Here is a 12,711-nt window from a genome sequence, read left to right as displayed (position 1 = left end):
CCTCTTTTTGCGCTTTAGCGATTGTTCGAATAACGCGCTAGCCTACCATGACCAGCCTGCTACGACCAGTTTTTCGGGCGTTGCACCACGGCAAAAATTTGCTCTTGGGTAAAGCCTCGTTGTTGTAAAAAACGCACTTGCTTTGCCCACGCTTTTTGCGAATCTGGCACGTTATCGGCGAACCGCCGCCGCACGACTTCAGCGCACTGTTGTTGCCAATCTATCTCACAACTGGCCAAGAATTGCTGCCATTGCTGCTGATCAACACCTTTGTTTTGCAACACTTGTTGCGCCAACTTAAGCGGTCCATCGCCCTGCGCCAACCGTTGCCGAACATAACTTTGCAAAAATCGCTCATCGCTCTGCCAGTCTTGCTGTTGGAGGTTTGCGATCGCTTCGTCGATCAACGCTGACGGCCAACCTTTTAAGGTGAGCTTGCGCTTCAGTTCAGTCGCAGAATGTTCGCGACGTGCAAGCAGTCGTGTCGCTGCATCAAAAACATCCTGATAACTGACGTTTTCTGAACTAACCTTCATGGCATCACTCCAACATTCCAAAGACTGTATAAAGGAGAAGTTTAACATGAAAGTTTTTCGTCATAACGCAAATGCCGCTACACGACTGGGCGTAATTTTAATCGGCCTAGTACTGAGTGCCTGCAGCTATGCCCAGCCACAAGGCCAGCAACAATCAGCAATTACGGTAACCGGTTCCGGCGCGGTTTCGGCAGTCCCAGACCAAGCAACGATTCAGTTTTGGATTGAGCAACGCGGAAGTAAAGTCAGCAGCCTTAAAACTGCCGTCGATCAAGCGACCTCGCGCTTATTGGGTGATCTTGAGAAACGTGATGTGGCAGCCAAAAACATTCAGTCTTACCAACTGCAAATTATGCCAATATATGACAATGACAGCGCTGGTAAGCTGCAGCAACAAGGGTTTCAAGTTCAACGCCAAATAAAAGTGACGTTAAATAAACTGGACCAATACGACCAAATCATTGACCTTGCTCTGGCCCGTGGCGTAACGCGTGTCGGTGCCATTGAATTTGATCTAAGCGAACCGCAGGCGATGTATCAACAGGCGTTAAGCCAAGCCTTTGCGCAAGCCCAAGCTAAGGCGCAACAACTGGCACAACGCGCCGGTTTGGTCCTCGGCCAAGCGTTAACCATTCGGGAGCAATCAACCACGCGCCCACAAATGATGCGAATGACGATGCAGATGGATAGCCGCAAGGAGGTTTCCCTACCTGGCGAGCAAACAGTCGAAGCACAACTCGAAGTGACCTTTGCGCTTAAACAATAAGCGATTGATTTCATTTATAATGACGATAAAATGAGCGTTCGCTAACATTTATTTAACCTTACAGCAGGTTTGCCGTTGCCAACATTGTTAAGAGTTCTGAGCGTGATCGTGGTATTGATGTCTTGTAGCGTTTACGCACAAGACATTGATGCGTGGCGTCGGCAAGCCACCAACAATCCTGAGCAATTGCTCAAAGATACCCAGGCGCAGCTACAGACGCTATCGAATCAACGCGATTATCAGCAGCTTGCCCTGCTGTTCGCAGTGCGCTCCGAAGCATACCGTAGTCTGGGCAATGAAAGTGCTGCGGCTAAGGCCATTAAAGAAGGCCTGCGCTTTGCCGAACTCAGCAATGCACCACGCGCGCAAGCCTTACTCTATATCAACCGTTCGCTGTATTTCCTACAACGCGGGTTGCAGTCAAAGGCTGCAAGTAGCGCTCAACTTGCCGTTGATGCGGCGACCAGCAGTGGCGACTCGGAGTTGCTCGCAGAAGCGAAGTTAAGTGTTGCACAAGTGATGAGTCAACTCGGCGATATCGAAGGCGCCCTGACGACGTTAGAGGCAGTAGAGCGTGAGCAAGAGATAAATTCTGCAAAACTGAAAATGGAATTTCATGCCTTAATTGGTGATGTTTATCTGTCTGCAGGTGCAGACGATATGGGAATTTCTCACTTGGCACAGGCATTAGAAATCGCCAAACAAAGTATGGGCCGCTGGGAGCGCTCTGTATTACATTACAATCTTGGCAAAGCCTATCGTGAAACAGGCCAACCTGAGAAAGCGCAAAAGCACTTCACCACCGCTCAGCAACTTAGCGAACAATTGAACGATCAACTGGGCATTGCATACGCCGTCAACGCCATGGGTGAATTGGCGCTACAGCAAGACTTCTACGCCCAAGCATTGGCTCAGTTTCGCCAAGCCTTACCCTTTTTCCAGGCTGCGGCAGCCCATCCTATGGAAGCCACAACGCGGTTAAATATCGTTGAATGCCTACTGGGCATGGGGCAGCTCGAAGCGGCCGGTGAGACGTTAAGTGCCACAGAGTCATTGATTAAAACCTTAGACCAAGTCGACCAAAGTGCTCGGTTGGCGAAGTTATGGTCAGCGTTTTACCAAAAAAAAGGGAACTTTGAAGATGCTTTACGGCACTACCAAGATTACGCACAAATGCAGCAACAGTTGCTGAGTAATAACAGCAATCGCCGCGTGCAAGAAATTATGGTGCGCTTGGAAATCAAAGATCAGGAAGCCCGCAATAAACTGTTGAATCAAGAAAACCAACTCAACCAGCTTCGCTTGAAAGAACAACAAACCTCGTTGCTACTCGCATTAATCGCGGTTATCGCAGTGGTGTTATCTATCATCATCGTCAGTTACATACTCTGGAAACAAATCCAATCGCGCAAACGCTTTGCCGAGTTGGCGTTGCGTGATGAACTGACCGGTGCGCCTAACCGTCGAGCCGTTATTCGTGCTTGTAGCAATGCGTTAGAACAACAGCAAGCGACCATTTCCATCGCCATCATCGACTTTGATTACTTTAAAGACATTAATGACAAATACGGTCATGACGTTGGTGATAACGTGTTGCGCGCTTTTGCTCGCATTGTTGAGCAATGTATCCGCGATAATGACCGCTACGGTCGTCTGGGTGGCGAAGAATGGCTATTGTTACTGCCTAACGCGGGCGCGCAACATGCGGAAGGAATATTTGAAAGAATTCAAACTCGCCTTAACCAAGTATCGATTGAAGGGCTCCCCGAAAGCGTAAAAATCACCTTCAGTATGGGGTTTGCCATGGCTAAAGCTGGGGAAACCTTTAACGAGCTTTACAAACGTACCGATGAGCTGCTGTATGACGCGAAAGCACAGGGCCGTAGCCGCTTAATAATTTCCTCTTCCACTACGGCGACCAGCAACTAAGGCAATGCGGCCCACCGCCGGCTAGCACCCATTCTTCGGCAGCAACCCCCAGTACCTCTCGTTCGCTAAAATGCGCTTGTAAAATCGCTAGTGTTTGCTGATCTTCAGCAATACCGAATTGCGGAACCAAGATAACCTTGGGGGTAACGATGCTGTTCACGTAACTGCGTAAGATTGGGGTGTTTACACTACGATATAGCGCCGTTGCTACCCGCTTTACACCGCGACGCTGGCGTTCAGTTGCTACACCATATTCTGGTAACGGTAACGCGACAAGCCGATAAGGTTTGCCGGTTTTTGCGTGTTGCAATGCAATAAGTTGCTTCTCAATGGCCTGGCAAGTGCGCCAATCTGGGTGCGAAGGAAAGTTAGGTAAGCTGTAAATAATGCGGTCATCATCCACAAACACCGCTTGATTATCCACGTGGCCCGCGGTCTCGTCGGCCTGCAATCCAGCGCCAAGCCAAACGCACTGCTCTACTCCCAACGCTTGCTTGAACAACACTTGCCAGCGCTGTTGCAGTGCTTTGCGCTGGGCAGCGTCGTCTTCGCCGCGCAACAATGCGCCCGTGCCTAACAGTACCGTACCGGCACCGTCATGACTCACCGCACCGGCTTCTAATATTGCTTGGTGATGCATCTGCGGCAGCGCTAAGTGTGCTAACAACGCCTTGGCAAACTGCCGGTCATTAGCCATAGCGAGCTGCACTCCACCCCAACCATCGAACCCAAAGCTCAGTGCAGAAACGACATTAGGATGCTGCCTAGAGCGCCTGAATAACGGCGAGTAGTCACGCAGCCAGACATCGTCATATGCAATGTTTAACAACTGTGTGGCTTGTGGGAGTTGGCGTCGCGCTTGTGCAGCAAACTCTGGTCGCACAATCACGGTAACAGCATGAAACGGTAACAACTTCGCCACCAACTGCACCAGCGCCCGTTGAGCAGGCGCGGCATTGTCACGCCAAACATCATCGCGAAACGGCCACGCAAAATACCAGTGCTCCGCGAAACGGCTTTCATTCAGCCATTGCCAGCCTTCATTCATACCGTTTTAGCGTTGACGCTTTTTGTCTTTGTTGGATTTCTGCCGTTCACGTTGCTTGGCGGTTGCTTTGCGAATTTTAGCAAAGCGTCGGTGTTTAGGTTCGCTGTGACGAGGGTCTAAAAATGAGCGCTTTTCTGCTGCTAAATTTACTTCAGCTCGCAAATAATTAACCTGTTCCAAGGGTAATTCTGCCCAGCCACCTTGCGGTAAGCCACTCTCCAACGGAATGTTACCATAACGGATGCGCATTAGACGGCTTACTTGAACCTGTTGTGACTCCCACAAACGGCGAACTTCTCGATTTCGCCCCTCTTTAAGGGTGACATGGAACCAACGATTGATTCCTTCCCCGCCAGCGACCCGAATAGTTTCGAACTTTGCGGGACCATCTTCTAACTGCACGCCTTTACGCAAGCGCTGCAACATCGCTTCGTCCACCTCGCCAAAAACGCGGACAGCATATTCACGTTCAATTTGCTGGCTTGGGTGCATCAACCGGTTAGCGAGCTCACCATCGGTAGTAAACAACAATAGCCCAGAGGTATTCACATCGAGACGACCTACTGCGACCCAGCGCGCACCTTGCATTTTCGGTAGCCTATCGTAGACCGTAGGACGGCCTTCTGGATCTTTGCGGGTACAGAGTTCCCCCTCCGGCTTGTGATACATCAACACACGACAGATCACCTCTTCTGGAGGCTTTACTGAGACGGCATGGCCATCTATTCGCACCTCAGCATCGGCGTCGATGCGCTCACCTAGCTGCGCTACTTGGCCATTGACCCGAATTCTTCCAGCCGCAATTTTCGCTTCGATTTCTCGGCGCGAACCATGCCCTGAACGGGCCAATACTTTTTGCAACTTCTCTGTCATGCTGTTTACTCTTCGTTTGTCGCTGTCTCAGCGGTTATCGATTCCGGCTCATCTATGACTGGCAGTTCGGCCAAGTCAGAGAGATTAAAATAGTCTAAAAACGCGGGAGTCGTTGCATAAAGCTGTGGCCGTCCGGGGACATCCTTATGCCCTACCACTTCAACCCACTCTCGCTCTTGCAAGGTTTTCATAATTTGGCTGCTCACACTCACGCCGCGAACCTCCTCTATCTCAGCCCGGGTAATAGGCTGACGATAGGCAATTAGGGCTAGCGTTTCTAACAGTGCAGCAGAATAGCGTGGTGGCTTCTCTTCCCACATTCCAGCCAACGCTGCGCCGAGTTCAGGGCGAGTTTGAAAACGATAGCCGGAGGCCACCTTGACTAATTGTACACCACGTTCTTGGTAGAATGCTTGTATGCTTTGCAATTGTTGCTGAATTTGTTTCAGCGACACTTGTTGTAACGGCGCCAATTGTTGCTTCAATTGCTCTGCCGTCATCGCCTTAGGTGCAGCGAATAACGCCGCTTCTAACAATTGTTGTAACTGTTCTGGATTCATCTGGCCTCAGCTCCCCGTTGGCGAATATGGATTTCACTGTCGGGATTCACCTGCACCACCTCTATTAATGCTTCTTTGACCAATTCAAGGATTGCTAAAAAGCTCACCACCGCACCAGCTCTGCCTTCTTCAGCCGAGAACAACGCGCTAAAGCGAATATGGGTTTGTTCTGAGACGCGCTGCAAAATCTGTGACATTCTCTCGCGTGTGGAGAGTTGCTCTCGCTGAATATGATGGTGCGCTTTTAAGTCTAACTGTTGCAGCACCCGGCTAAAAGCCAGCGCAAGTTCTGCCAGTTCTACCGCAGGCGGGGTCACCTCAATATGTTGTTGCGCGTTACTTTCTACCTCAGCAATAAAGGTATCACGGGCCGTTTGTGGCTGTTGCTCAATCCACTCCGCGCCCTTGCGGATTGCTTCATATTCTTGCAATCGTCGGATCAGCGCCGCACGCGGATCTTCCTCATCTTCATCGTCTTGTTGGGGCGGCTTTGGCAACAACATTCGGCTTTTGATTTCTGCCAATATTGCCGCCATGACCAGATAATCGGATGCCAATTCCAGTTTCAGCTCTTTCATCATCTCGACATATTCGACATATTGGCGAGTGATATTAAGTATCGGTAAATCAACAATATCTAACTTTTGCCGCTTAATTAAATACAACAGCAAATCCATTGGGCCACTGAAAGACTCTAAAATCAGTTCCAGAGCATCCGGCGGAATATATAAATCTTCAGGCTTATCAACGACCGCTTCGCCGCGAACAAAACCTAATGGTAACGACTGCTGTTCAGCAACACTCATAAAGCATGCTCAAAGGGTTCTACCGAGCCAGCCCCCTCACGCAAAATAACCGCCCCGCCCTCGGATAAATCGACCACTGTTGTAGGCTGTTCGCCCATATGGCCACCGTCGATGATGACATCAACGCGCTTTTCTAATTTCTCGCGAATTTCTTCCGGATCCGATTCCGCCAATGCATTATCCCCTAAAATCAAACTGGTCGACATGAGCGGTTCATTGAGCTGCTCTAGCAAGGCCAAAGCAACGGGGTGCGTTGGTACTCGCAAACCGATGGTTTTACGTTTCGGATTTAGTAGCCGCTTTGGCACCTCTTTAGTTCCTTTCAAAATAAAAGTATAGGGGCCCGGCGTATTATTCTTGATCAAGCGAAAGGCAGCGTTATCGACCCGTGCATAAACCGACAACTCCGATAAATCACGACACAAAATCGTGAAATGGTGGTCCTTATCTAATTCGCGGATCTGACAAATTCGTTCGCTGCCACGCTTATTGCCAAGCTGACAACCAATTGCATAGCCAGAATCGGTGGGATAAATGATCACCCCGCCCTGTTGCACAATCGCCACCGCCTGTTGAATCAAGCGCGGCTGCGGATTCTGTGGATGGACCTCAAAATATTGACTCACGCTAGTGTTCCTTGCTGCCCTGCCAATGATGCCATATTGGCACACAGCCTTCTGGCAAACAAAGGTTTTTGCCCAGTTCGCGAAAGCGACTGGGATAATGGAAATCTGAACCGACCGACGCGCTCAGTTGATAGTCTTTGGCAAAACCTGCCAATGCTTCACGCTGGCCCGGTGACTGCTGGGTTTGGCTAACTTCAATGGCAGCTAGGCCGTGCTGTTGTGCTTCCACGATCAAGCGCCGTAACCATTTATTACTCATTTGATACGCATGAGGGTGTGCAAGCACCGCGACCCCACCACTGGCGTTAATTGCCGCAATCGCATCAGCAACCGAGCACCACTCAGGTTTAACATAGGCACACTGACCCTGACCTAAATAGCGTTTAAACGCCTGACCAAATTCACTCACATAGCCCTGGCTTAACAGTGCATCGGCTAAATGTTTACGTGTCGGCATCGTTTGTTGTTGCGGTAATTCCACCACAAACCCTTGCAAACGGCTCTGTAGTTTCTCCACCATTGCGGCGAAACGCTGACGCCGACACTGTTGTTGTTGCGTCAGCAGTTGTGCAAGGTCTGCTGCTTGCGGATTGATGTTTAAGCCGACAATATGAATTTCGAAGCTGTGCCAGCGACAGCTAATTTCAACCCCGGCGATCAACGTCAGAGCTAACTGCTGCGTGGCAATGGTCTGTTGCGCCTGTTCTAACCCAGCAACACTATCGTGATCGGTGATTGCAAGTTGTTGTAAGCCTTGTTCAGCCGCTCGTATAACCAGCTCCGATGGCGCTAGAGCACCATCGGAGAAATAACTGTGGCAATGATAATCGGCTCGCATTAGACCCCCGTTAACGTTCTAATAGTATTGTACGGAGGTTTTACCGCCTACACCAGTGCCGCCAGTTCGGCACCTTGGCGAATGGCGCGCTTAGCATCTAACTCTGCGGCGACATCCGCCCCCCCAATTAAATGGCAATGTACGCCAGCCTGTTGCAGTTGGTTAAATAGACTTTGCTCCGACACTTGCCCAGCGCAAACAATAATGTGATCAACCGCGAGTGTTTGCGTTTCTCCATTGCGCTCTATCTCTAGCCCTTGCTCGGTAATGCGCTTATATTGCACCGAGTTCCACATTTTCACTTGCGCACGTTTAAGTTCAGCACGATGAACCCAACCCGAGGTTTTCCCCAGACCTTTGCCGACTTTACTGGGCTTGCGCTGTAACAGCCAAATATCACGTAATGGCGGTTGTTCAGTCGGTTGCTCAATGCCACCGCGGTGTTGATAGTCGGTATCTATACCCCAGTGTTGCTGCCATGCCGCAACATCGGTGGCCAACGATTTCTCGTGGCTAAGATACTCAGCAACATCGAAGCCAATGCCGCCAGCACCAATAATCGCGACCTTTTTCCCCACCGCTTTGTGGTCTCGCAAAACATCCAAGTAGCCCAACACTTTATCACTGTCGATACCAGGCAAATCCAGTTTCCGCGGTGCCACGCCTGTGGCTACAATCACTTCATCAAATTGCCCTTGACTAAAATCAGCCAGGCTGACCTGTTTGCCCAAGTGCAGTTTTACCCCAGTTGCCTTCAAGCGCTGCGAGAAATAGCGTAAGGTTTCATGGAATTCTTCTTTACCCGGGATCTGTTTCGCGTAGTTAAACTGGCCGCCGATTTCGCTATTGCGATCAAACAACTCAACTTGATGCCCCCGCTCTGCGGCATAGCAAGCAAAAGCTAAGCCCGCAGGCCCTGCCCCCACAACCGCTAGGTGTTTAGCGCGCGTTACCGGTTTCATCACCAGTTCCGTCTCATAACAAGCCAGCGGATTGACTAGACAAGACGCGCGCTTTTGCTCAAACACGTGGTCTAAACATGCTTGATTACAGGCAATGCAGGTATTAATTTGCTCGGCTTGCTGCGCTTGTGCTTTGGCGACCCAATGAGGATCTGCGAGCAACGGTCGTGCCATCGACACCATGTCAGCTTGTCCCGACGCTAAAATCTGTTCTGCAATATCAGGCATGTTGATGCGATTGACTGCCACTACCGGCACACTGAGTTCACGCCGCACGCGTTCAGTGATCCAACTGAATGCGGCGCGCGGAACCGAGGTCACTATGGTTGGTACCCTTGCTTCGTGCCAACCAATACCAGTATTGATAATCGTGACCCCTTGTTGCTCAAGCGCTTTGCCAAGAGTAATCACTTCGTCCAAGGTGTGCCCATCATCCACTAAATCGAGCATCGACAAGCGAAAAATCAGGATAAACTGTTCACCGACCTGACGCCGGATCTGCTTGACAATTTCCACCGCAAAGCGCATCCGCTTAGCAAAACTCCCACCCCATTCATCCTCACGTTGGTTGGTTCGCGGACAGAGAAACTGGTTAATTAAATACCCCTCAGAACCCATCACTTCAACGCCGTCGTAACCGGCTTTCTGCGCCAGTTTAGCGGCGCGACCATAGTGTTTGATGGTGCGTTGAATCTGCCCAACTGACATGGCTTTAGGTTTAAACGGAGAAATCGGTGCCTTAATCGCACTTGGCGCTAATGAGAACGGATGAAAACTGTATCTGCCCGCATGTAAAATCTGCAGGCAGATCTTACTACCGTGGCGATGAACGGCATCAACGACTTGGCGATGTTTATTGACGTGCCATGGCTTCGACAGTTCGCTGCCTAAAGGACTCAGGCGACCACGAAAATTCGGACTGATTCCACCCGTAACAATCAGCCCGACACCGCCTTTGGCACGCTCCTCGTAAAACGCTGCCAGCTTCTCGAAACCGTGTTTCTCTTCCTCTAGGCCAGTGTGCATTGAGCCCATTAACACGCGGTTTTTTAGGGTGGTAAAGCCTAAATCCAAAGGCTCAAATAACTTTTCGTAGCGAGTCATTGTTGTCATAGCAATTCAAACATCTGTTTAATTTATTTGCACTTTACTGCCTTATGCGTCGTTCGACAAGTCATCGTGCACACCAGCAATACCGGCTTGTTCAGGAAATTTTTCGACCAAGTAATCGATCAATACCCGCACCGCCGGCAGTAGGCCCCGACGGTAAGGGTAAACCAACAGCATTTGTCCGGTCGGCAAGGACCACTCTGGTAGTAACCTGACCAACTGTTTCGCCGCCAACGCTTCACGACAAATATAGTTCGGCAGTGCGGCTAAACCTTGTCCAGCTATCGCTGCCTCACGCAACATCACCAAGTCATCAGTGATCAAGCGTGCCTGATACTGCAACGTCATTTGTTGTCCCTGATGATGGGTTAATTTGTACTGATAAACACCGCTACTGTAATGCAACGACAATTTTGGCCAGTCAACAATATCACTGGGGTGTTTTGCCTCACCATACTCAGCGATCAATTTCGGGCTTGCATACAATGTCAGCGGCGCTTTACCAAGCGGTCGCACTATATGTGAGGCGTCGCTGATTTGGTCGCGAACCCTTAAGGCAATATCAATTTGGTCGCTCACCAAGTCCACCGGATTATTGGTCACCACCATATCCAACGATACTTCAGGGTAGTCCGCGAGAAACTGTGGAATGATTGCTGAGAGTAAGTGTTGGCTGAACGAGTGAGGGCAACTCAAGCGCACTTTCCCGCGCGGCTTCTCACGGACAAATTGTGCCACTTGTTGAGCAGCCTCGGCGGCTTGCACCACAGCTTGGCAATGCCGCAAAAACTCCTTACCAACGTCGGTTAACGATACTCGCCTTGTGGTTCGAACCAACAATTTTATCCCTTGTTGCTCTTCGAGCTCAGCGATTCTTCGACTTAAGGTCGACTTGGGCATTTGCAGTTGCCGGGCTGCGGCACTGAACGACTGGTGTTCGGCGACTGCCGCAAAAAACGCAAGATTAGTAATATCGAACATTTAATTATTCCATTATTGGAACAGTAATTCCCATTTTAGCCTACTACACACAAAAACAGAACAACCTTATCCTTTGCAGCAGATAAATTTTACCCCTTGCTACAGAAGGAATATCTAATGAATATTTTACAACTAGACGCTGGTTTGTTTGCTGAGCAATCAGTCACTCGCCAATTGACCGCTAATATCGTTGCTAATCTGCAACGTCGCCACCCAGACGCCAAGGTTGTTCAGCGTGACCTTATCGCCCAAGCGCCAGAGCATTTGTCAGGTGAGATGTTAATGGCGGCGGGGATGGATGCCGAACAGCGTTCTGAAGCTCAGCAACAAGCTCTCGCTTTAACCGAGCAATTATTAGAGGAACTGTTTGCCGCCGACATTATTGTGGTGGGAGCGCCGATGTATAACTTCACCATCCCAACCCAGCTGAAAGCCTGGTTTGACCGTGTTTTACAAGCCGGTACGACCTTTAAATACACTGAACAAGGACCTGTCGGCTTATTGCGTAACAAAAAGGTCATCGTCGCGTCTGGCCGTGGCGGTATCTATAGTGAAGGTCCAGCGGCAGCGTTAGACCACCAAGAAAGTTACGTTAAAGCGGCGTTTAACTTTATCGGGCTTGATGACATCGAGATTATCCGTGCCGAGGGTGTGAATCTGAGCCCAGAAAACAAAGAGCGCGCGCTTGCCTCTGCGAAAGCAGAAATTGAGCAAAGCTTGACCGCGTAAAATCTTCCGGATGTCATATAGTCATTCGCGCTAAAGCCCTCTTACACTGACGTTATGCGAAGTATGTGTCTCGTAATGTCAGTGGTAGCAGGGCTTTTTTTCTGCCCGTCAGCAAAAGCAGACACCTTAACCATGGTGGCTGATGAGTGGTGCCCCTACAACTGCAAACCTAATACGCAGTATCCCGGTTTTTTGGTGGAGGTCGCTCAGTGTGCGTTGCAACCCTTCGGCCACCGCATTAATTACCGAATTCAGCCCTGGCAACGTGCAATAGCAAGCGTGCACCAAAACAACGCGGAAGGGTTATTAGGCGTCGGACAATATGAGGCGCGACCAATTTTATTGCCAAAAACGCCGTTGTTGCACGCCATTCACCAAACCTATACCACTACCGACAGTAACTGGCGTTACCAGCGTCCAGAGTCGCTCGCTAATATGAGATTGGGAATCATTGCCGGCTACTCTTACGGCAACTTTTTGGCTGACGTTGTTGACAACGAGCGCGTCAGAACGCTTTCAGTAACACGCGTTTACGGGCAGCAGCCGCTATTACAATTACTCAACTTGCTAGCCGCAGACCGAATTGACGTGTTTGTCGAAGAACAGCGAGTGCTCAATTATCAAATGCAACAGTGGCGTGGTCATGAGATTTCTTTGCGAGCCGCCGGGACCGTCGATCGTGAACCAATTTATATTGGTTTCTCTCCTACCAACCCGAACGCAAAGCGCTACATCCAACAACTTGAAAAGGGAATTCAACGGCTTAAAGCGGACGGCACCTACACCAGCCTACAAAGCAAATATGGCATGCTAAAAGGCGTCTCTACCATTCACGCCGATGCGCCCCTGCTGTGCCAGGCTGATGGCCGCTCAACGGCAAATACCGTACTCTGACCGCAGTTAACTTGCATCTACCGTGACTCCATCGAATACTGGAGGCACGTATT

At 50.1% G+C, this 12,711-nt stretch carries 13 protein-coding genes; 4 read left to right on the top strand and 9 right to left on the bottom strand.

All coding sequences use genetic code 11. From position 1 onward, the window contains the following. Positions 1-59: 59 nt before the first annotated feature. Positions 60-536, bottom strand: a complete 477-nt coding sequence (locus CWI84_RS09860) for a regulatory protein RecX (RefSeq protein ID WP_157981017.1) — start codon at positions 534-536, stop codon at positions 60-62. A 46-nt stretch (positions 537-582) separates the two neighbouring features. Here CWI84_RS09860 and CWI84_RS09855 point away from each other — a divergent pair, with 46 nt between their 5' ends. Next, positions 583-1,302: an SIMPL domain-containing protein gene (locus CWI84_RS09855; protein ID WP_126842425.1), complete on the top strand. Its 720-nt coding sequence runs from the start codon at positions 583-585 to the stop codon at positions 1,300-1,302. A 102-nt stretch (positions 1,303-1,404) separates the two neighbouring features. Further along, positions 1,405-3,231, top strand: coding sequence for a tetratricopeptide repeat-containing diguanylate cyclase (locus tag CWI84_RS09850; RefSeq protein ID WP_126842424.1), 1,827 nt, complete (start codon positions 1,405-1,407; stop codon positions 3,229-3,231). On the opposite strand, the gene CWI84_RS09845 is transcribed toward CWI84_RS09850, so the two are convergent. Genes CWI84_RS09845 through CWI84_RS09810 form a run of 8 tightly spaced genes read right to left on the bottom strand, consistent with a single transcriptional unit; the run spans position 3,212 to position 11,035 of the window. Further along, entirely contained in the window at positions 3,212-4,279 is a 1,068-nt protein-coding gene (locus tag CWI84_RS09845) for an agmatine deiminase family protein (RefSeq protein ID WP_126842423.1), read from the bottom strand. The genes CWI84_RS09850 and CWI84_RS09845 overlap by 20 nt on opposite strands. A 6-nt stretch (positions 4,280-4,285) precedes the next feature. Continuing rightward, positions 4,286-5,152, bottom strand: coding sequence for a 23S rRNA pseudouridine(2605) synthase RluB (gene rluB, locus CWI84_RS09840; RefSeq protein ID WP_126842422.1), 867 nt, complete (start codon positions 5,150-5,152; stop codon positions 4,286-4,288). Between the two features lie 5 nt (positions 5,153-5,157). Then, positions 5,158-5,712 (bottom strand): SMC-Scp complex subunit ScpB, encoded by a 555-nt coding sequence (scpB, locus tag CWI84_RS09835; RefSeq protein ID WP_126842421.1) that lies wholly within the window; start codon positions 5,710-5,712, stop codon positions 5,158-5,160. After that, positions 5,709-6,518 (bottom strand): segregation and condensation protein A, encoded by an 810-nt coding sequence (locus tag CWI84_RS09830; protein ID WP_126842420.1) that lies wholly within the window; start codon positions 6,516-6,518, stop codon positions 5,709-5,711. Before CWI84_RS09830 ends, scpB begins: the two co-directional genes overlap by 4 nt. Next, positions 6,515-7,144, bottom strand: coding sequence for an L-threonylcarbamoyladenylate synthase (locus CWI84_RS09825; RefSeq protein ID WP_126842419.1), 630 nt, complete (start codon positions 7,142-7,144; stop codon positions 6,515-6,517). Before CWI84_RS09825 ends, CWI84_RS09830 begins: the two co-directional genes overlap by 4 nt. A gap of 1 nt (position 7,145) precedes the next feature. Continuing rightward, positions 7,146-7,982, bottom strand: a complete 837-nt coding sequence (locus tag CWI84_RS09820) for a PHP domain-containing protein (RefSeq protein WP_126842418.1) — start codon at positions 7,980-7,982, stop codon at positions 7,146-7,148. 47 nt (positions 7,983-8,029) lie between these two features. After that, entirely contained in the window at positions 8,030-10,057 is a 2,028-nt protein-coding gene (locus CWI84_RS09815) for an NADPH-dependent 2,4-dienoyl-CoA reductase (RefSeq protein WP_275540942.1), read from the bottom strand. Positions 10,058-10,099: 42 nt separating this feature from the next. Further along, the gene (locus CWI84_RS09810; RefSeq protein WP_126842417.1) at positions 10,100-11,035 is read right to left on the bottom strand and encodes a LysR family transcriptional regulator; all 936 of its coding nucleotides are present in this window, start codon (positions 11,033-11,035) and stop codon (positions 10,100-10,102) included. A 117-nt stretch (positions 11,036-11,152) separates the two neighbouring features. Here CWI84_RS09810 and CWI84_RS09805 point away from each other — a divergent pair, with 117 nt between their 5' ends. Both CWI84_RS09805 and CWI84_RS09800 read left to right on the top strand, forming a co-directional pair. Further along, a complete protein-coding gene (locus CWI84_RS09805) occupies positions 11,153-11,764 on the top strand; it encodes an FMN-dependent NADH-azoreductase (RefSeq protein ID WP_126842416.1) in 612 nt (203 codons plus the stop codon). 75 nt (positions 11,765-11,839) lie between these two features. Then, positions 11,840-12,658: a substrate-binding periplasmic protein gene (locus CWI84_RS09800; RefSeq protein ID WP_157981016.1), complete on the top strand. Its 819-nt coding sequence runs from the start codon at positions 11,840-11,842 to the stop codon at positions 12,656-12,658. The last annotated feature ends 53 nt before the right edge of the window (positions 12,659-12,711 follow it).

The sequence above is a fragment of the Idiomarina tyrosinivorans genome, assembly GCF_003987475.1.
Classification (GTDB): Bacteria; Pseudomonadota; Gammaproteobacteria; order Enterobacterales; family Alteromonadaceae; genus Idiomarina; species Idiomarina tyrosinivorans.
The sequence above is the reverse complement of the archived record's forward strand: the minus strand, read 5'-3'. Positions and strand labels throughout refer to the sequence as shown.